Source organism: Bradyrhizobium sp. WSM1417, from assembly GCF_000515415.1.
Lineage (GTDB): Bacteria > Pseudomonadota > Alphaproteobacteria > Rhizobiales > Xanthobacteraceae > Bradyrhizobium.
Genome location: NZ_KI911783.1, coordinates 6,376,808 through 6,403,215 on the forward strand (window position 1 = coordinate 6,376,808; position 26,408 = coordinate 6,403,215).

22 protein-coding genes and 1 pseudogene are annotated in these 26,408 nt (G+C 60.0%); 12 read left to right on the forward strand and 11 right to left on the reverse strand.

Features of this window, described 5'->3' with window-relative positions:
* Positions 1–137 precede the first annotated feature (137 nt).
* The 4 genes from BRA1417_RS41180 to BRA1417_RS0131290 all read left to right on the forward strand — a co-directional run bounded on the left by BRA1417_RS41180 (position 138) and on the right by BRA1417_RS0131290 (position 4,385).
* A complete protein-coding gene (locus BRA1417_RS41180) occupies positions 138–1,037 on the forward strand; it encodes an OmpA family protein (RefSeq protein WP_198034874.1) in 900 nt (299 codons plus the stop codon).
* 10 nt (positions 1,038–1,047) lie between these two features.
* The gene (locus BRA1417_RS0131280) at positions 1,048–2,775 is read left to right on the forward strand and encodes a caspase family protein (RefSeq protein WP_035969661.1); all 1,728 of its coding nucleotides are present in this window, start codon (positions 1,048–1,050) and stop codon (positions 2,773–2,775) included.
* A 353-nt stretch (positions 2,776–3,128) separates the two neighbouring features.
* Positions 3,129–3,638: a DUF4384 domain-containing protein gene (locus BRA1417_RS45050; protein WP_051448410.1), complete on the forward strand. Its 510-nt coding sequence runs from the start codon at positions 3,129–3,131 to the stop codon at positions 3,636–3,638.
* A gap of 36 nt (positions 3,639–3,674) precedes the next feature.
* The gene (locus tag BRA1417_RS0131290) at positions 3,675–4,385 is read left to right on the forward strand and encodes a hypothetical protein (RefSeq protein ID WP_027519162.1); all 711 of its coding nucleotides are present in this window, start codon (positions 3,675–3,677) and stop codon (positions 4,383–4,385) included.
* 103 nt (positions 4,386–4,488) lie between these two features.
* Here the strand turns inward: BRA1417_RS0131290 and BRA1417_RS43150 are convergent, their stop codons facing one another.
* Positions 4,489–5,322, reverse strand: coding sequence for a formylglycine-generating enzyme family protein (locus BRA1417_RS43150; protein WP_245286295.1), 834 nt, complete (start codon positions 5,320–5,322; stop codon positions 4,489–4,491).
* Positions 5,323–5,612: 290 nt separating this feature from the next.
* Here BRA1417_RS43150 and BRA1417_RS0131300 point away from each other — a divergent pair, with 290 nt between their 5' ends.
* Entirely contained in the window at positions 5,613–6,527 is a 915-nt protein-coding gene (locus BRA1417_RS0131300; protein WP_027519163.1) for a DUF4399 domain-containing protein, read from the forward strand.
* 56 nt (positions 6,528–6,583) lie between these two features.
* A complete protein-coding gene (locus tag BRA1417_RS41920) occupies positions 6,584–8,590 on the forward strand; it encodes a caspase family protein (RefSeq protein ID WP_084462329.1) in 2,007 nt (668 codons plus the stop codon).
* A 392-nt stretch (positions 8,591–8,982) separates the two neighbouring features.
* Here BRA1417_RS41920 and BRA1417_RS41195 read toward each other — a convergent pair.
* Positions 8,983–10,792: pseudogene (locus BRA1417_RS41195) on the reverse strand (caspase family protein).
* 1,596 nt (positions 10,793–12,388) lie between these two features.
* Here BRA1417_RS41195 and BRA1417_RS44395 point away from each other — a divergent pair.
* The 4 genes from BRA1417_RS44395 to BRA1417_RS0131320 all read left to right on the forward strand — a co-directional run bounded on the left by BRA1417_RS44395 (position 12,389) and on the right by BRA1417_RS0131320 (position 14,908).
* Positions 12,389–12,847 (forward strand): hypothetical protein, encoded by a 459-nt coding sequence (locus BRA1417_RS44395; protein WP_156949005.1) that lies wholly within the window; start codon positions 12,389–12,391, stop codon positions 12,845–12,847.
* Between the two features lie 331 nt (positions 12,848–13,178).
* Complete coding sequence (locus tag BRA1417_RS43165; RefSeq protein WP_084462330.1) at positions 13,179–13,709, forward strand: L,D-transpeptidase; 531 nt, start codon at positions 13,179–13,181, stop codon at positions 13,707–13,709.
* 139 nt (positions 13,710–13,848) lie between these two features.
* Positions 13,849–14,133, forward strand: a complete 285-nt coding sequence (locus BRA1417_RS44400) for a hypothetical protein (RefSeq protein WP_156949006.1) — start codon at positions 13,849–13,851, stop codon at positions 14,131–14,133.
* 325 nt (positions 14,134–14,458) lie between these two features.
* Entirely contained in the window at positions 14,459–14,908 is a 450-nt protein-coding gene (locus BRA1417_RS0131320) for a NucA/NucB deoxyribonuclease domain-containing protein (protein ID WP_027519164.1), read from the forward strand.
* A 201-nt stretch (positions 14,909–15,109) separates the two neighbouring features.
* Here BRA1417_RS0131320 and BRA1417_RS0131325 read toward each other — a convergent pair whose 3' ends face one another.
* The 9 genes from BRA1417_RS0131325 to BRA1417_RS0131365 all read right to left on the reverse strand — a co-directional run bounded on the left by BRA1417_RS0131325 (position 15,110) and on the right by BRA1417_RS0131365 (position 24,363).
* Positions 15,110–15,691, reverse strand: a complete 582-nt coding sequence (locus tag BRA1417_RS0131325) for a hypothetical protein (RefSeq protein ID WP_156949007.1) — start codon at positions 15,689–15,691, stop codon at positions 15,110–15,112.
* A gap of 1,062 nt (positions 15,692–16,753) precedes the next feature.
* Positions 16,754–16,912, reverse strand: coding sequence for an IS66 family insertion sequence element accessory protein TnpB (gene tnpB, locus BRA1417_RS46380; RefSeq protein WP_198034875.1), 159 nt, complete (start codon positions 16,910–16,912; stop codon positions 16,754–16,756).
* A gap of 285 nt (positions 16,913–17,197) precedes the next feature.
* A complete protein-coding gene (locus tag BRA1417_RS0131335) occupies positions 17,198–18,235 on the reverse strand; it encodes a tagatose 1,6-diphosphate aldolase (RefSeq protein WP_027519166.1) in 1,038 nt (345 codons plus the stop codon).
* Positions 18,232–19,191, reverse strand: a complete 960-nt coding sequence (locus BRA1417_RS0131340) for a sugar kinase (RefSeq protein ID WP_027519167.1) — start codon at positions 19,189–19,191, stop codon at positions 18,232–18,234. The genes BRA1417_RS0131335 and BRA1417_RS0131340 overlap by 4 nt, the downstream gene beginning before the upstream one ends.
* A complete protein-coding gene (locus BRA1417_RS0131345; protein ID WP_027519168.1) occupies positions 19,188–20,261 on the reverse strand; it encodes an ABC transporter ATP-binding protein in 1,074 nt (357 codons plus the stop codon). Before BRA1417_RS0131345 ends, BRA1417_RS0131340 begins: the two co-directional genes overlap by 4 nt.
* A gap of 6 nt (positions 20,262–20,267) precedes the next feature.
* Positions 20,268–21,272 (reverse strand): zinc-binding dehydrogenase, encoded by a 1,005-nt coding sequence (locus BRA1417_RS0131350; protein WP_027519169.1) that lies wholly within the window; start codon positions 21,270–21,272, stop codon positions 20,268–20,270.
* Between the two features lie 7 nt (positions 21,273–21,279).
* The gene (locus BRA1417_RS0131355) at positions 21,280–22,107 is read right to left on the reverse strand and encodes a carbohydrate ABC transporter permease (RefSeq protein WP_027519170.1); all 828 of its coding nucleotides are present in this window, start codon (positions 22,105–22,107) and stop codon (positions 21,280–21,282) included.
* Between the two features lie 4 nt (positions 22,108–22,111).
* On the reverse strand, positions 22,112–22,999 hold the full coding sequence (locus BRA1417_RS0131360; protein ID WP_035968926.1) for a carbohydrate ABC transporter permease: 888 nt from the start codon (positions 22,997–22,999) through the stop codon (positions 22,112–22,114).
* A gap of 62 nt (positions 23,000–23,061) precedes the next feature.
* A complete protein-coding gene (locus tag BRA1417_RS0131365) occupies positions 23,062–24,363 on the reverse strand; it encodes an ABC transporter substrate-binding protein (RefSeq protein WP_027519172.1) in 1,302 nt (433 codons plus the stop codon).
* Positions 24,364–24,555: 192 nt separating this feature from the next.
* Between BRA1417_RS0131365 and BRA1417_RS0131370 the strand changes: the two genes are divergently transcribed.
* Positions 24,556–25,596 (forward strand): LacI family DNA-binding transcriptional regulator, encoded by a 1,041-nt coding sequence (locus tag BRA1417_RS0131370; protein ID WP_027519173.1) that lies wholly within the window; start codon positions 24,556–24,558, stop codon positions 25,594–25,596.
* Positions 25,597–25,606: 10 nt separating this feature from the next.
* Positions 25,607–26,341, forward strand: a complete 735-nt coding sequence (locus BRA1417_RS0131375; RefSeq protein WP_027519174.1) for an SDR family NAD(P)-dependent oxidoreductase — start codon at positions 25,607–25,609, stop codon at positions 26,339–26,341.
* The last annotated feature ends 67 nt before the right edge of the window (positions 26,342–26,408 follow it).

The window sequence follows — 26,408 nt, forward strand, 5'->3', positions numbered from 1 at the left end:
TCCACTTCACCCTTTGTTGTATAAAACCTTTTTGCTGCTTCAAACGACGACTTTTATAGATCGACCATTCTGGGCGTAAAATGATTAGGCACATTTCTTCGAAACAATGTTTCCTGGCAACCTTTCTAGCGGGCCTATTGGCTGCAACCCCAGCGCAAGCAACCGACTGCAAATCACTCCTGGGTATCTTCAATCAAGCCATTGATGAAGCACGTGAATCCGACGGGCAGGCTTTGATCGACCAGATCGCTAGCAGTGCCGAGTGCGGCCAGTATCAGACTGCGGCGCAGTATCGTTTGGGCGCCTTGCGACTTTCGGCCGCCCAGATCCTAATGGCGCGCGGTCGTCCGGTCGCAGAGTACGAACGGCTGCTGACGGCAGCTGAAGCGCCAGAGGTGCTTTGGCAGGCCTCGGCGACGCTAGGCGAGGTCCGGTACGGCGCACGCCGCTTTGCCGAAGCCGCAGAGGCCTATGACCGCGCGATTGCCATCGTCAACAACGAAACGCTGACCCCGACCCGGCCTGAGAAATTCGAGATCGACGGGCTGATCAGCCGCTCCGGGCAGGCCCGGCTGCTCGCGGCGAACGTCAAGATGGCCGATGGCGGCTCGGCGTTCGTCCCGACCGCCAAGAATCAGCGTGACGGCACGCTCGGTGGGATTTATTCCCGTTCCGTGCGCGGGATCGTTCCGCAGGTGGTCCAGGTTCCGATCACTTTTGACTACGCCAAGACAACTTTCACACCGATCGGGGAGCAGGCCGCGCGTGAGCTTGCGCAGGCGCTGAAAGAGCAGTCGCCGTTGCGCATCCAGCTTGTCGGCCATACGGATGTCCGCGGCAGCGAAGAAACCAACATGAAGTTGTCGGCGGCGCGTGCTGAGGCAGTCGCAGAGTTCCTGAAGCAAGCTGGCGTCACGGCCACCATCGAGATCAAGGGGGTGGGCGCGACCGAGCCGCTCAACATCATGGACTCGTCAGGGCTGAACCAGGACGATATTTATGCTTTAAACCGGCGGGTGGAATTCATTCGCCAATAGGGTGCCGATCATGTCAGCCATTCGCGTCGCACTCACAGTCTTCTGCGTGTTCACCTTCTCGATCGCGTCAGCCTCGGCCAATCCGTCACTGCCCTTATTTCTGAAGAATCCCGATGGGGCCGCGATCCGGGCGCTCGTAATTGGCATCGACGCTTATCAGCATGTGCGCCCGCTAAAGGGCTCGGTTGCCGATGCCCGCGACATCGAAGGCGCGCTCCGCTCGATGGGCACGACCGATGTTATCACCTTGATCGATGGGCAGGCCAACCGCACCAGCGTCCTACAAAGCATCAGCGCGCTCGTGCAGCGAACCAATCCGAATGACCAGATTATCCTGTCGATTGCGGGGCACGGCGCTCAGGAGCCCGAGACCATCAAGGGATCGGAGCCGGACGGCATGCAAGACGTGTTCCTGCTCTCCGGCTTCGAGCCAACCCCGGAAGGATCCAAGCAGCGCATTCTCGGCAGTGAATTCAATCACTTCATCCGCCAGTTCGAATTGCGCGGCGCCAAAGTGCTGTTCGTGGCCGATACCTGTCATGGCGGCGGCATGGCCCGCGAGGTTGACCCGCGGGCGGCGCAGATGAGCTTCCGGCAAGTCCCGACCTATACGCTCACCGTCGACAAGCTCGTGCCTGTTCAGAACGAGAATGATCCGGTCACAGATCTCGATTTGGATCGCACCACTTTTCTTGCGGCTGTTGACCGCAACACGAAGGCGCCTGAAGTCAAGATCCCCGCTATTGACGGGCTGCGCGGTGCACTCAGCTACGCCGTGGCGCGCGCACTCGAAGGGAGCGCGGATGCCAATGGCGATGGGAAAATCACTTTGAGCGAGCTCTTCAGCAACGTTCGCCAAGTTGTTTATCAACTGTCCGACCAGCGTCAGAACATTGTTACCAAGAGCTCTCCCGGCAGTTCCTCGAGCAACAATGTGGTTTTTCAGCTGACGCGCGGCTTGACAGTACAGCCACCGGCAAACCTGCCTAACGGTCCGCAGGTGGCGATGGCCGATGCGAACCCGAAGGCGTCTTCCAGAGCCGCTCCGGCGATTTCGGCGGCGCCCGCCGCTCCGGAGCCTCAAAAATCCGATCTAGTGGCCAACAAGATCATGACGCCCATCAGGCTTGCAGCACTCGATGGCAACAGCAAAAACTTCCCGAACTTCTCGTCCCGAGAAACCACAGTCGAGATTGTGCCTCCGCTTGAAAATCCGGATTTGATCTGGGACCCGAAGTCGCGCGACGTGATCTCCTGGGGTGACGTGATTGCTTATCAGATTGATCCGGCCGAGCTCGTCACAGTCATCGACCGCACCGCTGCGATCAGGGAGTTGAAACGAATCGCGACCAAGTCTCCGCAGCCGGTGCGTATTGCTCCCGATGACGCCCAGCATCACAATGACGAACCGGTCCAGATCGAAATGACGGATGTCGCCGGACGCTCGGTCATCCTGTTCGACATCTCCGGTGACGGCACGATCCAGATGCTGTATCCGATCGGTTCCGACGCGGCGCCGACGCAGACGGGAAGCCTGCGCCTTCCTTTGCGGGTTCGCGGGCCCTTTGGCGCCGAACAGGTGGTCGTCATCAGCACGACGCAGCGGCTGGTCGATCTCGAGCAGGCTCTCCTGCAGCTCAACAGGCGGAAGTCACCGGGGCAGATGATCAAGGTCATGGCGAAGTACCTACCGGCGGATGCACGCGTGGGCTCGATCGGATTCTTTACTGCACCCTGAACTGCACTTTGAGGTCGGGCATGTTGCCACGCAGCATCTGCGAAGCGCTTCTCAAAGGTGCGCTCCTGTCTCTCCTGGGGACGCCGGCCAACGCAGCCGTAATGATTCTGGAAGGGGGCAATCCCTCCCCTTCAAATTCGCCGCCCGCGGTCCTGACTCCGCCGCCAGCAGCGTCCGCGCCTTCTCCAGGAAACGCATCCTCCCGACCCACGCTGATGCCCTCGCCAGCGCCTGGCGAAACGCCACGGGCCCCCTCGATAGCGCCTTCACCGTCCGCAGCGGCATCTCCAGCTTCGGCGGAAACCCCAGAGCCGATTGCGCCTGCCGTACCGACTGGCACAACAGCTCCCGCGATGCTCGACCTCGCCGGTGTAACCCCATCCAATCAGGCCGAACTGTCGGTCCAGATGCTACCAGGCCAGACCGTTACGGTGGGCTCATACGTGTCGTTCAAGATCAGCAGCAAAAAATTGGGCTATCTGGTCCTGGTCGACGTGGATGTGAGAGGACATCTGACCCAAATTTATCCCAATACAGCCGCGCTTGCGCGCACCAAGCGAACCAACGGTAACCTGATCAAGCCGGGCAACCCGCTGACGGTCCCTCTTCCCACTGACCCCTACGCCGGCGTGCGCTATCTGGTATCCCCACCTAACGGTCAAGCAATGATCGTCGGCATCCTGAGTGCAGCCCCCGTCCAGATCCTCGATCTGCCCGACGTTCCGGCCGAGATCCTCGGCAAGCCCGATGCGATTGTGGCGTATCTGTACAAGCGCGTGCGCGAATTGCGCGTTCCCGACGAGGACAATCAGCTGCGGGAAACCAAATGGTCTTTCGATGCGCATCCTTATACAATCCAGTGACGTCCAGCTGAGAACTTGAAAGGAGTCGAGCGAGCCATGGATTGGCCTGTGATTGGCGCCGTGACAGCCGTGGCCATTGTCGGTGGGGCGGTGACTTACGAGGCGGTCACCCTGCTGAGATCCGACTTGGCCTCCGCGAAGACACCGCATGTTTTGGCGAGCTACGGTACCTCGGTCGAGCGCACGGCGTATGACATTCCCGGTTTCGGCAACGGCTCTGCCGAGCGCACGCTTAGCTTTCCGCTGATCCGCCTGATTGATCCGGATCGCGCGCCCGACCCAGCGAGCGCAACGCCGGTCCTTCCGCCGTCGAGCAAGGCGCCGGACGGCAACGCACAGCGCAGGCCGCCGGTTCTGCAGGAGACAGCCAAGGCGGCGCTGCCTCTTTCAAGCCAACCCAAACTCGCCAAGTTGACACCGACTGAAACTTCTACTCCGGCGCCGTCTCAGGCCTTGGCGCCAGCGCGCGCCGAGCAATGGCGCGTCGTTGCGACGGCAAATGCAAATTTCCGAAATCTTGGCGGCCACATCGACGCGGCCGGCATAGTTGATGGCATGGCAACTCCATATCTGAGGGATGCACTTCGACAGCACAGCAGATTTGCGCAGCTGCCCCCTGATATCAAAACACAGATATTGACGCAGAACATCGACCTGCCGAGGTTGGCGCCATATCGCGGACTGATCGGCATGGATGACCGCATCCTTGATCAAGAGCAGGGCGTCAAATTCATCAGGATCCGCTAAACAGCGTCATTTATTGGCCCGAGTTGCGCGAGGTCTAACCGGCCTGTGCCGCAAATGGCGGTGGGGCGAGCGGAGGCCGGCCCTTTTGCGACGTCTCTGGTGGCTATTGCAGTTCGCGAACCAATCGGAAGCCGTTGGCGTAATAGCGCACATCGAGATCGTAACGGAAACGTGCTGCCGAGGCGGCGAGGTTCGCCTTGTTGGCGAACGAGCCTCCTCTCAGCACCTTCTGACCGCATTGACCTGTCACCCAGGCGGACCCGTCCTTGGGCGCTTTCGCATAATTGTCATTCCAACAGTCTTCGACCCACTCATAGGCATTGCCGGAGGTGTCGTAGAGACCGAAGCCGTTGGGTCTGAACGAGCCCACCGGGACCGCCTTATGCGAGGCCGTCGCATCGCAATCCTCGCAATTGGCGTTGCCGCGACCAATATCCTTGCCCCACCAGAACGTCGAAGTGGTGCCAGCGCGCGCTGCATATTCCCATTCGGCTTCCGTCGGCAAACGATATTTCCGTCCTGTCTTTTGCGAAATCCAGGCGGCGAACACGCGTGCATCTTCCCAGCTAATCCCGATAACTGGCTGGCTGCCTCGTCCCCAGCCGTGATCATCTCCGCGCGTCTTGCAGGCGCCATCATTTGCGCAAGCATCCCATTCAGCAAATGTGATTTCGCGTCGACCAATTGCGAAGGATGCAGCGATAGAGACGCGATGCGGCGGTGAAGTATAGGGTGTTTCGCGACTTCCCATTTCGAAATCGCCGGCCGGAACGACGACAAGCTCGGGGCAGTCAGGGCAATCGCGGAACACTTCGCCAGGCAAAGGAACCGGTTGCTGTGTGATCGCCACCGGCGTTCCCCGCAGCTCGAATGGAGCCTTGGTGTCCAGAGGCATCGCAGCCAGATGGCCCGCGAAGAACAAGTAGATTAAGATCATTCTTTCCATCGCTTTTTAGCTACTCTGACGCAACGCATTCTGACACCAGAATGCTCGTCACGATGCGATACACGCGCGGTCGACAGATCAACGCAGAGGTCGTTGGCTACCTGCAAGTCTATTGCAACATATAGGTATTCACTATAGAATTTTAGTCTGGTCTTTCGCACCGCCTTGCTCACTTTTTGAAACATCCTGCTCGCGTCATTGTGCTCCAAGTGAACATGCAGGCTCTCGGTTGATATTGATACTTGGGTGCCAGCCCGCAGCCTGACTCATGGGAGGTTTACGTGCTTGATCGTTTCCGGCTCGTCGCTTCGATGTCGTTCGTGATAGCAGCGGTTTCGGGAGCTGCCCACGCGCAGCCAAAGCCGGCCGGAGGACCGACGGCCAGTGCAACCGGCGCCGCCGTCTATTTCGTCGACCTGAAGGATGGCCAGACTGTTCCCACCAAATTCACCGTGCACTTCGGCTTGAAGGGAATGGGCGTTGCGCCCGCTGGCTCGGACAAGGAGAATTCGGGACATCATCATCTCCTGATCGATACCGATCTGCCGCCACTCGATCAGCCGATTCCGAACGACTTCAACCACCTCCATTTCGGCGCCGGTCAGACTGAGGCCGAAGTCACATTGACGCCGGGCGATCATACGCTTCAGCTGCTGCTCGGTGACAAGAACCACATCCCGAATACGCCGCCCCTCCAGTCCGAGCGCATCCACGTCAAGGTCGTCGAAGGAGCAGCGGCGCCGAGCGCGTCCAGTTCCTCGCCGGCCCCGATGGCCCATGACCATACCGGCCGTCATCCCTCGCCTCCCGGCGCAAAGGTCTATTTCGTCTATCCGACCAACGGCGCCTACGTAACGCCGACGCCCATCGTGCGCTTTGGGCTGGTCGGCATGGGCGTGGCGCCGGCCGGCTTCGAAAAGGTAAACACAGGGCACCATCACCTGCTGATCGACGCGCCGTTGCCGCCTCTCGATCAACCCATCCCGAATGACTTCAATCACCTTCATTTTGGCGCAGGTCAGACCGAGGCGAAGGTCACATTGCCCTTGGGGCGCCATACCCTGCAGCTCCTGCTTGCCGATGAAAACCACATCCCACACAATCCGCCGATTTATTCGGAGCAGATCCAGGTCACGGTTACGGCGAGCGGACGACGGCCTGTGGTACGAAAAAGGTATCGTCGTCACTATCAGTAAATGAAGTTGGGAGTAGGCTCACGCCGATCAAAAGGGGAGCTTACGAGGTCGATTTGATGTCATCAAAGGAACGATCTGCAATTTGCAGCCGGATCGACCGTCTGAAATCGATGAATCCCGCTGCTGCTAGTGAGACCTCAGCCCCTAAGCTCGGTTGGCGCCGTGGTCTAGTCCTTTGCATCGTCGGCCTCCTATTGGTGTTTGCCACTGAGGCAAAAGCCGAACGCCGGGTTGCCTTGATCGTCGGCAATTCCCATTACCGAGACTCCAGCCTAGCTCTCACAAATCCAGTAAACGACGCCCACGACGTTGCAAAAGCCATCCGCGAGCTCGGTTTTGATGTCATCGAAACCATCGACGCTGACCGTCAGGCGCTCGACCGCAGCATGGCGAATTTTGCACGGGCGGCGGCGAATGCCGACACAGCGCTGTTCTACTATGCGGGCCACGCGATCCAGTATCAGGGCCGCAACTATCTGATGCCAATCGATGCCGAGATTCAGGACGAGGTAAGCCTGCGCTTCCAGCTTGTTGCCGTCGACGACGTCCGCACTGCGCTCGAACGCACAAATGGAGTCAAGATTCTAATCCTGGATTCCTGCCGCAATAATCCGATCGCCGACATGCTGCAGCGCCGGGCTGGCGAGAAACGTGGAATCCAGTCGCGCGGCCTGGCGCGCATGGACAAGACCCAAGGGATGGTCGTGGCTTATTCGACCTCGCCAGACGATGTCGCCGCTGACGGTACGGGTCGCAACAGCCCTTTCACCGCCTCGCTGCTGAAATGGTTGAAGCAACCGGGCCTTGAAATCGAAAAGCTGTTTCGCCGAATCGCATCCGACGTGAACGCTTCGACTGATGGTCGACAGCGGCCGGAAACCTATGTATCGCTCCTAAGCGATTTCTATCTGAACCAGCTCGACCGCGACGCCTATGAGCAAATCAAGGACGCGTCCGATCCAGCGACTCTCAAGAGCTTTGTGCAGCGATATCCCGACTCGGTCTATGCCACGACGGTGAAGACGCGGCTGCAATCCCTCGAAATGGCCGCTCAAGAACAGAAATTGCGTGAAGCGCGTCTCGAGGATGCTGCTCGCCTGGCTACCGAGAAACAACGAGCCGATGCTGTGCAACGTCTGCTTGATGAGCAGGTGGCCAAAATGATTGCCGAGCGGCAGCGCCTGGATAGTGAGCGACGGCAACGCGAGGAGCAGGTAGTCAAGCAAGCTGCAGTCGAGCCGCAGCGCCGCGATGGGGCGCCGACGTCACAACCCGATATTCAGGCCCCTGCGGCCATCCCGTCGGTTCCGGCCAAGCCGATTGCGCCCCCGGTCAAAACTACTGGGCCGACTACGGATAAAGCAATTGCCTCGCGCGATCCCGCCGCTACGACCCCGCCTGGCCCTGCGAATCCTGGTTACTGCGACAAGGAGCAAGATCGCTTGGCTCGCCTGCGCAGCGATTTGTCCAAGGATGCCATCGACCAGTTTGAGCGCGAAATGACCTGCGAACGGCTGCGCCCGCAATTGGCAAGGCTGCGCGAAAGCCTACCCACAAACTTGGAAAGTGCGAGCAAGAGCCAGGCGCCGTTCAGCGCGGCGGCCGTCGCAAGCACGCCGTCGCCCGCCCTTCCCGTTGAGAACGAGGTCAGGCAAGCCGCGAACGCCCAGCCGACGATTAATCAAGACGAGGCCTGCAAGCGCGATGCAATCCGATTGGCCGAACTCCGAGCGAAACCTGTTGCTTCAGATATCGCCGAATTCGATCGCACGCTCGCCTGCTCCAAGCTGCGGCCACAGCTTTCGCGCCTGAAGGAGAGCGTGGCGTTTGCCGCACCCGACGGCTCGCGCGGCGTTGAAGATTCCGCCCACGCACCCTCCCCGCCGTCACAGGCTGATGCGCCGTTAAGGGTGCCAGCGCTGTCCTGTGATCAGGAGGCGAGCGAGCTTTCGCAGTTGCGCAATCACGGCACGCGCGAACAAGTGCAGAAATTTCAGCAACAGCTTTCCTGCGACAGGCTCAGACCGCAAGTCGCGCGGCTTCTCGAAAGCCTCGGCGGCTGAGGCTTTCTGCCCCTGAACGCACATTCCTTGGTGAGCAGGCACCGTTTCAGAACGACAACGCTTCGCATGTGTGCGTCAAACCGGCTATCAGTGCAGGGAGGGCGATTGCGTATGAGACAGCTCAGAAGCTGCGAAACGATCTGAGCCTCATGATTCCGGCGCGCCGGAGGCGCTCCTCACCAGGATGATTTCGATGTCGCCGAGAAGCTCGTCTTCATCCTAGGGGCTCCCAAAAGCGGCCGTCTCGAAGGATGTGCCGTGATGACATTCCTGATCTCTTCATATGCGATAGCTTTGGATGATATGGTCATATGGTCGGCTGCCTGCCGCATTCTTGATACCAAATCCGCACGTCCTTATAGCTCCTATGCGCCACAGCGCCACGCGTCCTGCTAGTGGCAGACCTCGACATTACCGGTGTTGCCGCCGGGGCCGCCGCCGCCGCGGTAATCGAGGTGGCAGCCGCGACTGACCTGACGGCATAGAGATTGATCACAAACGATCTGACTGCTGCCGCCGCCGGGCTTCGCAGTAGCTTGTTGCCGCGGAAAGTCCGCTGTGGGCTCCGGCCTCTCGAGTGTCGAGCGATCGGCACGTGACGGACGCTCCTCCCTGTTGGGTCTTGCGACCGGCTTCTTACCGCGCCGCTTCTCACATTCATTGTCGTCGTTGAGGAACGAGCCGTCGGCACAGGTTATCCTGCCGCACTGGTCGCCGTCAGCCTTGTAGCCATGATGACAGATCAGGGGACAGACCCGGGACGGCTTGAGCTTGATCGCGTCAAGCGCGTCGAGACTTGCGAGTTTGGTGTCAAATTTGGTTCCCGCGTGCTGGTTGAAGAGGGCCAACGAGAGCTGCGAAGCCGCATTCCATTGGCCATTGACCGCTCCGGTGAAGCAGCCGACGCGGCTCAACTCGCCTTGTACGGACTTGGCAATATCGGCTTTTGCGATATCAGTCTGGCGCGTCTCATCCCTCAGCGCGGCGAGCTTGGCAGCCTTGTCTTCCGGGTCGGGTGCAGCAACTGCGGGATTATCGGTGACTGTATTCTCAACAGCCGGCTTATTCCCGGTCAGCGCAGCGACGATTGTGGATTGGGATGCAGCCCGTCTCCGTTCTGCCTCGGTCGCCTGCTCCTGCGCCACTTGCTTCGTCTTATCGGCGGCGATGCGGCCCTCTTCCCCAGCCTTCAGATCCGCCGCAGCCTTCTGCTGATCGGCACGTTGCGCTGTCGCGGTGACGCGTGCGTCCTCGGCGTCGAGTTGGTAGAGCTGCAGCTTTGCCAAATTTGCATAGTATCCGCTCGGATGCTGCGTCAGGAACGCATTCAGAGCGGGCATGTTGCGTAGCTGCAAGGCTAGTTCGTAATCACGGCGAATCTCCGATTCGGGATCGCCCGCTTTCATCGGCTCCTCTGTTTTGACAGCAGGAACAAGTGCAACGTCCTCGCCGCCGAGCGTGCCGTAGACGTAGGGCTCCTGTCGGTTGCCTGTGGATTGCAAGACAGCGTCGCGGATGAATCCGAAAGCCCTGCGCAAGTCGAGCCCCGGCTTTGCGATATACTTCACGAGAGCCGTCGCATACGGACTATTCCTACTGTTGCCGTCAAGTGCGATGAATCCGGCTTTCGCGGCAAACGCGATCAGCGTGTTGGAGACGGTGGGTTCAACCCTGGCCAGCCCGCGGCTGACTGATCGCGAGGCGACCGTACGTTTCATCTTGTCGGCAAAGGGATTGTTGCGGCACGCATCGACGATCACTACGCGCAGCTGCCTCGCAGGCTCGATCGCCAGCAGGACGCGGTCGAGCGTGAAGGCCTCGTCATAGATGTCTGTGTCGCGTTCAAGTCGGGCGTCTGTCGGGATCAGATAGTTCGTCCCGTCGATCTCAATACCGTGACCAGCATAGTACACCAGGGCGACGTCAGCATCGCGTGCCTGATCGGCGAATTCTCTCAGTGCCCGACGCATGTCGGTCCCGGACAGGTTCAGCCTTGAGTCTACCACATCGAACCCCTGCGCTCTTCAAGGTCACGGTGATGGCCGCAGCGTCGTTGGCCGGGTTTGGGAGGAGGGGGGCATTTTGGTAGATGGAATTGCCGACCACCAAAGCGACGCGCTTTGTCGCCCAAGCTGGTTGAGAGGCCAGGAAAAGCGAAGCAGTGAAAAGAAGAAAAATCCGGAGGTGCCTGTACAATCTCATGGCGAAACATCCAGCTTCTGCCGAAGAAGGATAGCGTCAGAAGTGAAATCGAAGCTAGCAGCTGCCTACCTGCGTACCGTAGCAACCTTGACGCTAATCCATTTCTTATGTTGTCATTTTCAGGAGTGAATGCGTTCAACCTCGAAACCGAAATTGTAGAAGGCTAACTGGTCGGAACCAGGAACCTCCGTTCGACGGCGTGAAGTGGTACTGACACGGCGCGGGGCCGTACGTGGGGTATTGAGGAAGGCTTAGGCTGGGCCGCCCAGTCACCACGGGCTGCCGTGACCTTGTTAACCAGACGCACATCCCTTGAAGGCTAATCGATCCCCGATCGCGGCAATGGAAGCTGCGGGTGGACAGGGGCTGGGAGCGCCAAAGGAAACCTCTAACCTTGTGAAGCCGCGGACGGTAGTTGACTGAGATTGCAATGACTGGTCACGCTGAGTTGCTTCGGTTCTCTCTGGCACGACGGCTGCCAGCCTGAACGAGCAGGTCGTCGCCTTGCGGCTAATATCATCGCCAGATCATGCAGAGTGCGACCACAAGCGTCGATCCATCCCGTCGAAAATCGTAGTTAAGTCGCCCTTCGGCCGCCCTGTTAGCAATTGCAGCATTGATGATGGTTGCTCCGGACAGCCGGCGCGGTATCCTCCTCCCATTACGCAACCTAATTTCAGCACCTTGGGAGCATTGCCGTGACGAATGACACAGCTGTATTCGACGCTGAGCGTCTTGAAGCCGACAGCCTTGATGCCAACAGCGGAGAGACGAACTGCGTTAGCCACATGGGCACGCGCGAAGCGACGACGCGCAACTGCCTCTAGATTGACGCTGCGTGCTCGCCTATTGCCCTCACCAGGGGATCAACAACGAAGGCTATATCGACCTCGCCTTGGTGCGCAAATACCCGCTATTGGTTGCGCTCTGAGAGCAGCATGAACCCGCCCCCTTCCGAAAGGCTGGTTCGCCGCTTGCTACGCCGCGCGGCGAAGCGTCATAGACGAACTCGGCCGCAGTCCTCGATACCGCACGCAACCGACACCGACCCAAATCGCGAACTCGCGCAGACCGAACCGGCCGCAGCTTGGTTCTTCGTCTTTTTGCCCAACTCATGCTGCTCTACGCAATCGTCGAGAGGATGCAGGTGAGATAGAGGAGCCGGTCCAATCGTCGAACGAGCTTCATCACAGGGTGATGACTTGGCCCCCCAGAGCCGTCGGCAGAGCGTCCTCAACCAGAGGCGTGCACATCGTCTCGCTCCGCAGCTGGTCCCACTTCCGAGCGTTGCAGCTCTCGATGAAGCCGTCCTGGTTGGGTTTGCCTGGCGCGACTCACCGGCAAGCAACGCGGCTCAGATCCGCCATGTCCGAATGGGATTGATTGTTGGTCGTTGCCGTTATAGCTGCCTCATTTTCAGCTCGATTATGGACCGCAATCGCACTGAAATAGGAATACGGGCATTCGCAGCAAAGGGCTCGAAACACAACATTAAAATTCATTGCGGCTAACGAAACATCGGTTTTACACTGCGTCAGAGTATCGAAAACGCCGTCTTTGATTGAGGGTTTACTAGAAGCACTTTTCAGAGGTTGTATGATGAACACTGTCGACAGCGCCGGCTATTTCACATGGCTTCAATTTCTACTCGACAAGTCCGAAGAGGATCTCGAGAGGCTCATCGGTTACGCTAAGGGGTCTCTGTCAGAAGGATGGAAATTGCTCTCACCCAAATCGCCGCTGCAGCCCAACAATATTGATTTGCGTGGATCTACTCGGTGGTCTGATGGTAAGCTACCGGATGGTCGGCCGATCGGATCGATCATAGGAGCTCGGACTGATCTGACACAGGCTCAAAAGAAGATCGTCAGCTTTTTCGATCAGGGTCTTGAACGGCGTCCAGCAAAAGTTCTATCAAATAAAACTCCGAAGGATTATCCCCCGGCAACCCCGCACGGCATTCCGCAATTCAAGCTATTCAACCCAGTACCATGGGTAGCCATTGCCACTGTCGCGCCTGGTCGAAGGCTGAAGAAAAGCGACATTCAAATTTAAAGGTAAGCGCTAGTAAAGGTGAGCGCTCTGACGGGCCCGGCCGGCTCCGACAGGGAAGCCGCACGTATACAATGCGCCTACATAACTCACTCGCGTGGCCGCAGGGCGCGGTATGCGGCCGACGCCCTAGCCTCGCCGCCTAGGAACTCGACTAGAGCCCCGGTGTTGCCACCTCGCTTCAGGTCCTCCCGAGCTTGCAGCGTCCCATCATGGCCTCCGCATTGCCCGCGGCGGCCGTTGTTATTGCGAGCCACTTGCTAGCGCCCCATTCCTGCACTATAGTTCAACTTTATCGTTTAATTTCGAAATTTTTCAATTTTTCGGAGCGGCGATGAGCAAATTGATTTATCACGGCACCACTCATCAGATAGAGCTTCGGGACGATAAAGGGGCATCATTAGGCAGTTGGGCCGCCTACAACAATATCGATAGCGCCTTCGCGAAATCTAATTACCACTCAGCAAGACATCTGGATAATGGCTCTTACAAAGTTGCGGACACTACCGAGCCATACCCTCACGCAGCTGACTCGAACGGGCCATACGGATCACACGGGATAATCCGGTTTAACTATCCTGGTCATCCAGGTGTCGGCCTTCATTCAGGTCGCGCCGATGCGACTAACATGCCTGGACCCCAGCACGCAACGCATGGCTGCATTAGAACAACGGATGAAGCCATGGAGACAATCGCTGGGATTATCAAAAATGATCCGCTTACAACGATAGCTGTACAAGGCAACAACAAACACGTTGCGAAGCAAGGCGCACCCAAACACCACGCTATTCGCCATAAGAACAAGGGTCACTTTAACCCTCAAAAGGCTCCGGGAAATGCCGCGAATCGCAAACCGAAAACGTAGACTGCATGCCATCATCTTTTTGACGGCCAGTGCCTATTTTTCTTATTCAAGTACCGGGGTGGCGAGTACGTGCGATCAGAGCAAGGCCCAACGAGCTCTCGCAGAACTATCGCGCGCGAATGATTGGGGACTATTGCACGTGTTCTATTCCGAATATTCGTCATGCGACGACGGCGGACTGGCAGATGATCTGACGGAGCGTGTCGTCCGCCTCTTCAACACTCATTGGAGTGAACTGCACAGCCTTTCAGCTGTTACGCAAAAGGATCAGAAATTCCTGAAATTCGTTTTATCTCACATCGATTCAACTGCGGATACCGCTGACCTAAGCAAGCTATACAAGTCGGCAAAGCAAAATTGCCCAGCTAACACCGCACTGTTGTGTAGACAAATCAGTGATGCAGCTAAGAAAGCGCTGAATTAGAGCGTTATTGAGCAGATTGGCCAAGACCCGCCAAAGATCAAACTCGGACAAGGCTCTCTGTCTCTCCTGGAGAAGAACCAGCTCGCAATCGATTGCAGGATGAAGACCGAAGCCGATCGTCGCAGTCAAAACCGGCTGCAGTTTGGTTCTTCATCCTCTTGCCGATCTTCATGCTACTCTACGCGATCGTCGAGACGATGCCCGTCGAATAGAGGAGCCGGCGCAATCGCCTGGACGCAGCACAGACGAAAAGCAATAACGCGGACCGCTCGGCGGTCACCAAAGCCGCGCGCGCCAAGGTATAGCGTGTCAATTGAGGTAGCCGATGGACCTTCCTGTTCTGACGATCGATTTCAAAACTCACCCCAATATCGCAGATAACATATTTGACGCTCAGATGGATGGCGCACCAAAGGTCCTGACATATGACGGGACCAACCCCATGGTGCGTAGGGCGGCGATGAGCTTCAACGACAGCGGCTATTCTGGAAAAGTGCCGATCCTTAAGCCAAGTCCGGGCTTTTTAGCGGGCGCGAAGACGGATCGCGACGAGTACCCGTTTGCTTGTACGCGTGAAGGCGGGTCCGCCAGCAGGATCGCACATGTCCCTTCAGGCGAAAATCGCTCAGCCGGAGCGTTGATGCTGGCCTTCTTCAAAAAACACGGGATGGCGAAAGGTTCTCATTTCCGGGTTCGTGTTGTCAGTCACCAGCGCGGTGAGGTCATGCGGCCGTGCCGCCTGAAATGCCAGGGATGCGCAGCCTTGTGCCGTTAGAAATTGAGCTCGGTATCGGCTCCGAACCCCGCGGGAAGGTTCGCTGGACGCTTAGCATGACGACGTGTTGGGGAGCTACGCTGCGACCTGCTAAAATGCTTCCGGTATGCTTGTTATGTAAAGCACGGTCCTTGGCCGACAATGGCAGCGCGTGGCTCCTTCGCCCGCGCAATACCGGAAAAGCACCAAGTAGGCGGCGCTTTAGGTTCCTACACCCTCAGGCCAGCCCGCCAACAGAATATCGGGGCCAAACATGTGCGTGCTGACGCGTTCTAGATCCTTGGGCATTTGCGAAGCAACTGGGTTAGTTCTGTAGACCACCTCCCAGTCTATATCCTTCCATTGTTTGTACTTCCGTTTTGCGACCCCGCTATAGGCTGACGGCAGATAGAGGGGCTTTGTGGATTTGCCGTGAGGACCGGGCGAACCAATCACCACGACCAAATGGATTCGGATGAGAGTCTCCGGCTTGTTCGAGGCCAGGAATTCAAGAATGTGTCTCACATTATACCCGCCGCCTGAAAATCCATAGAACGCCGCTACTTTATCATCGTTGAGAAACGCCTTTATCGCTGCCGTCGCTTGCGGACTGGACTGGCTTTGCGGTTGGCCCGGCTTATCGAGAACGACAGGTTCATAGCCTCTCCGGCGCGCATATTCGCACGCGGCTCGGACGTGCAATGCTCCGAACGGCCAAGCAATGTTGGGGTTTCCGCTCTCATCTGGATAGTTACCTGCAGGCGCACTATTTCCCCTCAGGATTAACATCTTTGGATTCGGCATGCACTGCCTCCAGCAAAAGAAGTCTTGTACCCACTGATGATATCGCTTGGAAAAGCAAAGGCGCTCAACGCGCGCATCCGGGCACCGTAGCGGGCGGTAAAGAAAGTGCATTGCTCGCGCCCGCATTCAATAGTCGATCCAAAACGGAAAAAGGTTCAAAAGTACAAATCGGGCCGGCTGGAGCTATCGACAATCTTGTCGAGACGATGATCAGAAATCGTCACCTGTTTCTGACTGAGCGCAAAACAAGCGCCGCCTGAACGCGGCTCATCAGTGGCCGTTTTGACGCACTTGGCAGCAGCTATCGCGCTTCTGCGGGGTCATTCGAACGAAGGATTGCTGGAGACTATTTAGCCCCACTCGTTCTCCGGCAATCAACCGGGCGGCGGCTTCAGTTCTTCGAGGCCGGCTTCAATCACCGCCAGTTCCTCTTGGATGGTTCTGACCGCGGTTTTTGGATTGATGCCCGACGCGGCTTGCAGGTCAGCGAGCACATTGCGGCTTGGTCCTCTGCAGTCCCTGCGTCACAAACTTGGGCCCTCGTGGTCGCCTACATCGGTTAAGCTTGGCTCTATCGGCGTCGAGCCAGCTGCCGCCCCGAGCGCCTAGGTGGTCTGATGTTATGAGCTTCTGCTCCTTGTTCGGAACTAAAACTATTTCACTCGCGAGATGACTTGAATGCATGCCGATATGTACTGCAGATTGCCCAGAACGACGATGGCCGTTTGTGCAGCGAGCCCCACCTGATGGGGGACGTGGCTCAGTGCGCCCGTTGTCGGCGGCTCGATCGGGCGGCTGCTCGTCGCCAGCTAATCACGCGCACGGATCGCACCTCGCGGGCAAGGCTCGCGGTTCAGTCCGAACCGCCGGAGCATTCGACGTAGCCAACTCGCGCCAACAGCAGTAGTATCGCGCTGTGTGCCGCCGAAGAGTGCCACACAAAAGCAGATCGCCGGACCGAAAAGATCAACAGAATCAATGCTAAGCGGGATTGAAGCCATAGTTCAATCCTGTCTGGCAGCACCCCTAATTCAACAATTTAGCAGTTATTGTGCTTGGCGCTTAAAGGCTGCTGGAGGCACCGCGGAAGCACCAGCGTGTCGCTCGAACTGACACCAGGCCCGTTCGATCCCAGACCAAGATCTTGATCCGCTCCGCTCGTTTCGATCGAAACACGAAGGCTGCGCCGCTGAACGGGTCGAAGCGAAGTATCCTCTGCACCTTCCCCGCAGTCCATCGCGACCACAGTTGAAATCGATCGGCCGCGCAGCGGTGTAAATCTTCAGATCAGCACGGGCGGTGATCATCGTCACGATCGCGGAGTCACCCCGGACAGGTGCTCGCAATCGTGATCCACCCTGTCCCAAGGCCTCAAATCGAGCACACGAAATCCTTGTCAGATGATAACTGATAAGGTTTGTGGCCAAACCTTATCAGTCCACCTCCCACAGTCTGAGCATTTTCTTATCCATCGCAAGACCTCACATGCTTTCTCGATAGGCGTGCTCAGTAGGCGCGCGCGAAGTCACCCTCCTGCTTGATATCAGTGAAGACAGGATAGCGCGGTTTCCAGGCCGTGCCCTTGGCCGTGGTCAGCTGGCTGAGCCGTTCGAGCACGTTGAGACCGTCCTTGCGCAGACTTGCAGACACCGCGGCGCGATCCGGAAAGTTCTTTAGAACGGCGTCGAGCCAGATCGTGCGGCCCGCCAGGAAGCCGCTCGCCCCTGCAGCATAAGAGTAGTCGAGCACGCGTTCGAATTTCTCCGGCGCAGCGCCGCCCGACAGCAGCACCCAAGGAATGTTGCGCTCGCGGCAGATATCGCCGATTGCATCGAACTCCTTCTGCGCGGCCTTGGCTGCCCCGCTGCCGTCACTGGCCGGCAGACCGTTGGCCGCGACCGGGCTCTCCAGCTTGAGGAGATCGACGCCATATTCGGGCTTGGCAAACTCGCGCACGCTGTCGATGACGAGGCCGGGCAGCTTGCCCGGCGATTCCACGTAATCGGCGGTGTGGTTGGCGCTGCCGAGGAACGGATAGACCAGGAGCTCGAGAACGTAGGGAATATCGTGGCGGGCGCAGTCCTCGCCGATCTCGCGCACGAATTTCTTCTGATGCTCGTTCACCGCGGCATCGGCGTCCGGCCGGTACCAGGCCAGCACCTTGACGGCGTCGCCGCCCATGGCGCGGATCTTCTCCACGCTCCAGTTGGTGATCGCGCGCGACTTGCGGCCGCCCGCGGTCTCCTCGACGCGGTGCTCTTCCAGCGTCATGATCAGGCCGCAGCGCGGCGGCAGCAGATCGATCGCGGCGGGCACGGCAAAGTTCGGGTCGAACAGCATCGAGCTGCAGTGCGGCGCGAGATTCTCGACCAGAAGACGCTTGGCCGCCGTGACGTCGGAATACTCGACCTGGTCCCGCGTGATGCCCTTTGCTTTCGCGATGGCATCGAACAAGGGCGGCCGCTGGTCCAGCGCGACCATTCGAAAATGGCCGTCCGCGTCAGCAAGCCGCGCCAGGCCGCGGTTCTTTCCAATCGTTCTCATGGCTTCGTCCTCATGAATGCAAGACACTCGTTGATGTCGGGGATTCCGTTGCGGCCGCCAGCGTAGCGGCATTTCATGGCGGCCGTCGCCGCCGAAAAAGCCACGGCGGCGCGCACGTCCAGGCCGGCGCCGATCGCCAGGGCATAGGCGCCGTGAAAAACATCGCCCGCGCCTGTGGTGTCGACGACCTCGACGGCGTAGGCGACCTGCCGCTGCAGCTGGCCGTTCTGGTACCAGCTCACGCCGCCCTCACCACGCGTGACGGCGATGACGCGGCAGCCGAAGCGAGCGAGGGCTGCGAGAGATTTATCATCGGCGGAGCCGGCAAAGGCGGTAAGCGCGGGCTCGGAGAAGATGGCGTGATCGGTTAGGGGCAGCAGCCGCTCGAACACTTCGGCATCGGCCATGTCGCCGTCGAGCACCGTCGGAACGTCGCGCGACCGCGCCTCGCGGAACAGCGTTGCGGCGCCCTCGACCCAGCGCGGGTCGGCCAGCACGGAGGATGCGCGGCCGACTGCTTCGAGCGGAAGCCAATCCGCGGATTCAGGAAAAAGGCCGCGGAAGTTCACGATCTGCCGCTCGCCGCTGCTGTCGACAATAATTCCGGAGACAGAGGAGCGGCCATCGGGAAACAGCCGGAAATTCTCGACGTCGACGCCTTCGGCGGCGAAGGCGGACTTCATCTCGCGGCCGGCGGCATCATTCCCTGCCCGCCCCCAGAACGCGACGGACGCGCCGAGCTTCGCCACCGCTACGCTCGCATTGGCGGCCATGCCGCCGCCCAGCGTGCCGTACGCAGCAGCTTTGATCTTCTCGCTTCCACCGGCGAACGGCCGATCGACGCGCCAAACCTGGTCCAGCGCAGAGAGCCCAAGGCAGATCACGTGCACGGGCCTGGCCTTGGACCCGACGTCCGCAAGCGCCAAGAGATCGCCGATGTTGGCTGACGTACTCACCGGAGGACCTGTCCGTTGGTGGCATCGAACAGATGCGTCTTGCCAGGCTGCGGGCGCAGCGCGAGGAGATCGCCGACTTTCGGTCGCAGCGACGGGTCGATCCGCGCAATCGCGGAGACACCGGCGAGATCAAAATGGATTAGCGTATCGGAGCCGAGCGGCTCGACCAGCTTGACCTCGATGGCAATGCCATCGGCAGCATTGGTGGCGACAGTGAAATGTTCGGGACGAATGCCGAGTACGGCATTGCCGGCCTGGCGCAGACTACTCGCGGTCTCGCCGTCCACCGGCACGGCCGTTCCACCTTGCGAGAGGATTGCGCAGTCGTCGTGCCACTCGACCGCGAAGAAATTCATGGCGGGCGAGCCGATGAAGCCGGCGACGAACTGGTTGGCGGGTCGCTCGTAGACCGTCTCCGGCGTGTCGTATTGCTGGATCGTGCCGCTCTGGAGCACCACGATGCGGTCGGCCATGGTCATGGCCTCGATCTGGTCATGGGTGACAAAGACCATGGTGGTCTTCAATTGCTGCGAGAGTGCCTTGATCTCGGCCCGCACCTGCCCGCGCAGCTTGGCGTCGAGGTTGGACAGCGGCTCGTCGAACAGGAACGCCTTGGGATTGCGCACGATGGCGCGGCCCATGGCGACGCGCTGGCGCTGGCCACCAGACAGCTCCTTCGGCTTGCGGTCGAGATAAGGCTCGATGTGCAAAAGCGCGGCGGCGCGCTTCACCCGGGCGTCGATTTCCGCTTTCGGCGTTCCCCGCAGCTCCAGCGCAAACGACATGTTGTCGTACACTCGCATGTGTGGATAGAGCGCGTAATCCTGGAACACCATCGCGATATCGCGCTGGGCCGCCTGCACGCCATTCACGCGCTTGTCGCCAATGTAAAGGTCTCCACCCGAAATAGGCTCGAGGCCCGCGATGATGCGCAGCAAGGTCGACTTGCCGCAGCCGGATGGGCCGACGAACACCACGAATTCATGGTCCGCGATCTCCAGATTGAGATCGGGGATCACGGTGAAATTACCGTAGCGCTTGGTGAGATTGCGGATCGAGATCGAGGCCATGATCGCTTAGTCCAGCGCCAGCACAGGCTTGATCAGCTCGCCGTTGGCGAACCGCGCGAAGTTTTCAGGGAGATCCGAAAGACCGAACTCGCCGTCAACGAGGACGCGGTATTCGTCCTTGTATTTGCGCAGCAGCTCGACATTCTGCTCGAAATCCGAGACCGGGAAGTAGAAGGTCCGGATCATGTAAAAATCCTTGCGGCGGAATACCTTGCCCTCCTCGATGGTCCATGGCGCGGCGTTCTCGCCGACCAGCACCAGCGCGCCGCGCGGCAAGACGAGCTCGATGCCGAGATTGCGCGCCGCATGGGCGCCCGAGCATTCCATGATGAGCGCGAAGCGCTTCGAGGTGTCGCCGACCGGGTGCCGCTTCGCGCCGAAGGACTGTGCGATCTTCAGCCGCGCCGGATTGGGATCGGCGACATGAATGTCGTTGTAGCCAAGCGCGCGAAGCGCCAGCACGACGCCGAGACCGACAGGCCCCGCCCCCATCACGAGGGCCGGACCGGCCTCGTTCGCCGGCACCACGCGGCTGACGAACCGTACGGCGTGACCGGATGTGCCGATGGTGTCGAGCAACAGCGGCGCGAGGCTGTCCTCGATATCAATGGGTACCGGCAGCAAACAATTTTCCGGCACGGGCACGTATTCGGCATAGCCGCCCGGCCTATTCCAGCCGATCAGGCTGGAGACCTCGAGGCACATCTGGGTATCGCCGCGCTTGCAGGCGGCACAGTGATCGCAGTGCAAGGGAATGTAGACGGCGCAGCGGCGGCCATGCAGACCGTGGCCTGGCTGCTCGACGACGCCAAAGATCTCGTGGCCGGCGGTGAACTCGGCGCCCTTGTGCCAGAGCTTGAAGTCTGAGCCGCACAGCGCCGTTCGCGAGACACGGACCAGCACCTCGCCGGCGCCGATTTCGGGCATCGCCACAGGCTCGATGGTGATTCGGTCGCCGCCGTGGAAGACCGCGGCCTGCATGATCGAATTCGAGCGGGGAGACATATTCATCAAATACCTAGCCTTTCACCGCGCCGAGCGTCAGTCCGGACACCAGCCAGCGCTGAACCAGGGCCGCCAGCACCAGCGGCGGCAATGCGATGAGCGTCGCCGCGGCCATGAGGGCGCCCCATTGCGTCGAGCCTTCGCCGATGAAGTTGAAGGCCGCCGCGATCAGCGTCTTGGTGTCGCCGTTGGAGAGCACCAGCGCAAACAGGAAGTAGTTCCACGAGAAGACGAAGGCGAGGATCGCCGAGACCGCGACGCCCGACGCCACCAGCGGCATCGCGATGCGCCAGAGGATGCGCGTGACGCTGCATCCATCGACTTGCGCAGCCTCGAACACGCTGCGCGGGATGGCATCGAACGACGGCAGCAAGACCCAGATCACGATCGGCAGCGTGATGACGGCGTGGCTGAGGATCAACGCGGTGTAGGAGCCGATCATGCCGATTTGCCGGAACATGACGTACCACGGCAGCAGGAACAGCGTGCCGGGCGCCATGCGCGCCGCCAGCGTCAGGATTGCCGGCCACGTAATCCGGGTCCAGGAGACGGCGAAGGCGGCGGGAATCCCGAACAGCAGCCCGAGCGAGGTCGAACCGACGGTAACGATGAGGCTGTTGAGCGCATAACTCAGGAACGGAGTGGTCCTGGTCAGCTCGGCGTAATTCTCCAGCGTCGGTGTGAAGACCAGCGTCGGCGGATAGGCGGTGACCTCGAAGGACGGCTTGAACGAAGACAGCACCATCCAGACCGTCGGCGCCATGATGATGATGCCGGCGAGCACGAGCTGCACCGTGTTGAGCCAGCGGATCCAGCGGTCGGTGTTGGCGGCATCGTTCATGACATCACCACGCCACTGCGCCCCGCAGGCGGTTGAAGGCGAGCACGGCGCCGAACACGATCGCCGTCAGTGTCAGCATCAGGGCGCTGGCATAGCCGATGTTGAAGAACTCGAAACCGACCCGGAACCCATAAATGTTGAGCGTGTTCGAGGCGTTGCCCGGGCCGCCCTGGGTGGTGATGTAGATGATGTCGAAGAAGCGCAGGAGATCGACGCTGCGCAGGATCGCGGCAGTGACAATGGTCGGCAGCAGCAGCGGCAGCGTGATACGCTGAAATGTCTTGAATGGGGATGCGCCATCGATCTGGGCAGCCTCGTAGACACTCGGCGGCAGGGATTGCAGCCCGCCCAGCACGATCAGAGCGACATAAGGCGTCCACTGCCAGCTGTCGATCAGCGCCACCGTCGGAATGACCAGGGACGGCGAGGCCAGCCAGTCCGACGGGGGCAGGCCGAACGACTGCAGGACATAGTTGGCGGCACCCAGCGAGGGATCGAGGATTACCAGCCACATCATGCCGGCGACCACCGGCGGCATCATGAACGGCGAAATGAACAACGAGCGCACGATGCCCGGTAGCCGCTTGGCGTGGAACAGCACCAACGCCAGCCAGACGCCGAAGACGAGTTGCAGCACTAGCGACAGCACGAAGAGGGCTATGGTGATCCACAGCCCGTGCCAGAATTCGTAATCGGAGATCAGCTTGGAATAATTGGCAAGCCCTGCAAAGGACTGCTTGCCGGTCGAGGAAAACGTCTGGAAGCCTAGCCAGATCGTATAGACGACCGGAAACGCGATCATCGCAACCGTGAAGATCACGGCCGGCGCCGAAAGCGCCGCCATTTCCAGCTTCTGCCGGTCCTGCGTGAGTGTCGCAGCCGAGTCAGACATCCGTCCGCGTCCTCAGGTGGGGGGAAATGCCGGCATGCAGCGAGCCTGCCGGCATGAAGCCGTTACTTCTGGGCGATCAGCGCATCGAGCGCCTTGTCGGCATCCGCGCAGGCCTGGTCGATCGGCTTTTGCTTCAGGATCAGGTCCTGCACCGCCTGGCCGATGAACTCGCGCGATTCCGGATTGGCGACGATGGGATAGCCGACCTCGGAGGAACCCTTGGTGGCGAGCACGTCGAGAGCGGCCTGCCATTCCTTGCGCACCGGCTCCTCATCGATCCATTTACGATACTCCGGATCCTTGGCGACGGATGGACGCGGCGGGGCAATGCCCTGGAGCGCCATCTTCTTCTGCACCTCGGGGCTGGTCGCCCACTGCACGAAATACCAGGCCGCATCCGGCTGCTTGCTGTGCGAGGATACCGCCATGCCCCAGCCGATCGTGGTCGGCACCTGGCCGGCCTCCCCCGCCGGGAACGGCAGAAGACCGGTGTCCTTCAACCGCGCGCCACCGTCCATGACGGTGCGAAGCTCGTTGGACGATTCGAACGCCATTGCGGCGCGGCCGCTGCGATAGAGTGCCGAAATCTGCTGGAAGCTGTAATTGACGACGCCAGGCGGACCGAAGTCGCGCAGCAGCCGGCTATAGGTTTCGAGCGCTTCCTTGCCCTTGGCGGAGCACAGGTTCGACTTTCCGTCGGCGATATAGGTGCCGCCGACATTGTGCAGCATGTTGCTGAAGGTGTAGGCGACCGCGGGCTTGAGGCCGCGCGAGACGAACGGCGTCACCGCGCTGTCGCAGGTCTTGATCTTTTCCGCGGCGGCTTCGACGTCCTTGATGGTCTTCGGCGCCTCGAGACCGCACTTCTTGAAGATGTCGGTGCGGTAATAGAAGATCGGCCCTTCGAGATTCATCGGCATGCTGGTGAGCTTGCCGTTGAAGGTCGCGGCCTTCAGCAGGGCCTGGCTGAGCCCGGCCGGATCGTAGTCCTTGGCCACCTCGTTCTTGGCCATCGTGGTGAGGTCGGCATACCAGCCGGCGGCGGCGAACTGCTCGCCCTCGCGCGAGGGCAGCGTCATGAACACGTCAACCTCATCGCTGTTCGCATTCATGACGGTCACCAGACGCTGGCGCATCTGCTGTTCCTGATAACCGTCGACCTTGAGGGTCATGCCGGTCAGCTTCTCGAAATCGACCTTGTAGGTCAGGAGCGCCTGCGCGACCGGATTGTTGTTGGCGAGAAAGGTGACGGTCTTGCCCTTGAACTTCATCCAGTCGAAATCGGCGGCGTGCGAGGGCGCGCCAACAGCGGCGATCGCGAGAACGGGCAACGCGAGATGCGTCGCGAGCATCCTGGCCTTCATTGGACTCTCCTCCCGGCTGGCCGCCTTAAGCTGGCGGACCATTTTGAACACGTTCCTGCACATCTGAAAACGGTTACAAAATAGACCTCACGCTCGCCGTGTCAAGCGATGGACAAACTGCGTGATCTGCGTCAAATACATGCGATTACCATCACCGCCCGGGTTTGCGGCGCAACATGTACCGTTACATTCATGGGACTGAGCGACGCCAAGTCTGTGAAACAAGGCATCCGCGCCGTAGCCGCCCGCGCCGGCGTCTCAACCGCATCGGTCTCTCGTGCCCTCAACAATCCGGATGCGGTGAGCCCATCTCTGCGCGTGCGCATCGAACAGGCGATTGACGCGCTCGGCTACATCCCGCATGCGCCCGCGCGCATCCTGTCCTCACGTCGCTCGCGCACTCTTGGCGCGATCGTGCCGACCATCGACAACACGATGTTCGCGCGCGGCATCGCTTCGCTGCAGCACTATCTGTCGTCGGTCGGATACATGCTGTTCCTCACGACGAGCGGCTACGATCTTGACGTCGAATTGCAGCAGGCGCGCAATCTGATCAGCCGCGGCGTCGACGGCCTGGTGCTGCGCGGCGACTGCCATCACGACGGCTTGCGCAAGCTGCTCGCGGACAACGCGGTGCCGTTCATCAATGTCGGCATATACCAGCCCGACCGGCCCTACCCTTGCGTCGGCACCGACAACGAAACGGCCGCCCATCGCGCCGCCGCCCATGTCATCGAACTCGGCCATCGCCGCATCGGGATCGTCTCGGCTCTCCAGCGCAACAACGACCGTGCCAGCGCTCGCGTTGCCGGCTTTCGCCGCGCGCTGACCGAGAGCGGCCTCGAACTGCCGTCGCAATGGCATGTCGAGGTGCCCTATACGCTGGACGACGCCCGCGAAGCGGCGCGCTATCTCCTGGGGCTCAAGGATCGTCCCACAGCCGTAGTGTGCGGCAACGACGTCATCGCCTACGGCGTGCTGCTCGAGGCGGAACGCAGCGGCTTTTCGGTACCACGAGATCTGTCGGTCGTTGGGTTCGACGATCTCGACTGGAGCCGCCATCTGCGACCGAGCCTGACCACGATTCACGTTCCGACCGGAGAAACCTGGCAACGCGCCGGCGAATATCTGGTGCGCAGCCTCGCCGGCGAGCAGACCATCATGCACCGCGAGATCGACTTTTCACTGGTGGTCCGCGAGTCGACGGCGCCACCTCCAAAATCCCTGAAGTGAGACAGTCCCGATGAGTTTGAACTTCTCTCTAGCCTCCGGCTTTCATGCCATCGTGATCGGGGGCGCCGGCGACATTGGCGCAGCAATCAGCAACCAGTTTTGCGATCTCGGCGCGACGGTGACCGCAACTGGCGCCAACGATGCCGATCTCGCCCGCACACTCCTCAAGCCGCGCGCGGGCCTCACGCTCGGGACGCTCGACGTCACCGATGATGCGGCCGTCAAATTCTTCGCCAACAAGTACAAGCGGGTCGACGCGCTCGTCAATTGCGCCGGGATTCTCGCCCGCGACAAAGAATTCGAGATCGAGACTTTCGTGAAGGTTCTCGATGTCAATCTCACCGGCACCTTCCGGACCTGCATGGCTTTTCGCGCGCTGCTTGCGGAGGCAAAGGGATCGATCGTCAACATCGCCTCGATGAACGCGGTTTTGGCGCTACCGCGTATCCCCGCCTATTGCGCCAGTAAGGGTGGCGTCGTGATGTTGACCAAGGCACTCGCCTTGAAGTGGGCCGAAGAGGGCATTCGCGTCAACGCAGTTGCGCCCGGCTATATCGAGACCGCGATCAACGCCGCCGGCCGGACTGATCTCGCGCATTACCAGCGCATCGCCGACCGCACCGCGTTCAAGCGGTGGGGACAGCCGGAAGATATTGCCGGCGCCGTCGCGTTCCTGTGCATGCCGGCGTCGCAATATGCGACCGGTACTGTGGTTGCTGTGGATGGCGGGTTTCTCGCAGGTTGACGTCGCGCGAGCACCGGCGGCTGGACATCAACGGATACGTCAAGCGGCGCATCGTCGGCTTCAAACC

Excerpts from the sequence above, each read along its gene's own strand:
- BRA1417_RS0131280 (WP_035969661.1), top strand. The coding sequence starts at position 1,048 with ATGTCAGCCATTCGCGTCGCACTCACAGTCTTCTGCGTGTTCACCTTC.
- BRA1417_RS45050 (WP_051448410.1), top strand. The coding sequence starts at position 3,129 with ATGCTCGACCTCGCCGGTGTAACCCCATCCAATCAGGCCGAACTGTCG.
- BRA1417_RS0131290 (WP_027519162.1), top strand. The coding sequence starts at position 3,675 with ATGGATTGGCCTGTGATTGGCGCCGTGACAGCCGTGGCCATTGTCGGT.
- BRA1417_RS43150 (WP_245286295.1), bottom strand. The coding sequence starts at position 5,322 with ATGATCTTAATCTACTTGTTCTTCGCGGGCCATCTGGCTGCGATGCCT.
- BRA1417_RS41920 (WP_084462329.1), top strand. The coding sequence starts at position 6,584 with ATGTCATCAAAGGAACGATCTGCAATTTGCAGCCGGATCGACCGTCTG.
- BRA1417_RS44395 (WP_156949005.1), top strand. The coding sequence starts at position 12,389 with ATGATGAACACTGTCGACAGCGCCGGCTATTTCACATGGCTTCAATTT.
- BRA1417_RS43165 (WP_084462330.1), top strand. The coding sequence starts at position 13,179 with ATGAGCAAATTGATTTATCACGGCACCACTCATCAGATAGAGCTTCGG.
- BRA1417_RS0131320 (WP_027519164.1), top strand. The coding sequence starts at position 14,459 with ATGGACCTTCCTGTTCTGACGATCGATTTCAAAACTCACCCCAATATC.
- BRA1417_RS0131325 (WP_156949007.1), bottom strand. The coding sequence starts at position 15,691 with ATGCCGAATCCAAAGATGTTAATCCTGAGGGGAAATAGTGCGCCTGCA.
- BRA1417_RS0131335 (WP_027519166.1), bottom strand. The coding sequence starts at position 18,235 with ATGAGAACGATTGGAAAGAACCGCGGCCTGGCGCGGCTTGCTGACGCG.
- BRA1417_RS0131345 (WP_027519168.1), bottom strand. The coding sequence starts at position 20,261 with ATGGCCTCGATCTCGATCCGCAATCTCACCAAGCGCTACGGTAATTTC.
- BRA1417_RS0131350 (WP_027519169.1), bottom strand. The coding sequence starts at position 21,272 with ATGAATATGTCTCCCCGCTCGAATTCGATCATGCAGGCCGCGGTCTTC.
- BRA1417_RS0131355 (WP_027519170.1), bottom strand. The coding sequence starts at position 22,107 with ATGAACGATGCCGCCAACACCGACCGCTGGATCCGCTGGCTCAACACG.
- BRA1417_RS0131360 (WP_035968926.1), bottom strand. The coding sequence starts at position 22,999 with ATGTCTGACTCGGCTGCGACACTCACGCAGGACCGGCAGAAGCTGGAA.
- BRA1417_RS0131365 (WP_027519172.1), bottom strand. The coding sequence starts at position 24,363 with ATGAAGGCCAGGATGCTCGCGACGCATCTCGCGTTGCCCGTTCTCGCG.
- BRA1417_RS0131370 (WP_027519173.1), top strand. The coding sequence starts at position 24,556 with ATGGGACTGAGCGACGCCAAGTCTGTGAAACAAGGCATCCGCGCCGTA.
- BRA1417_RS0131375 (WP_027519174.1), top strand. The coding sequence starts at position 25,607 with ATGAGTTTGAACTTCTCTCTAGCCTCCGGCTTTCATGCCATCGTGATC.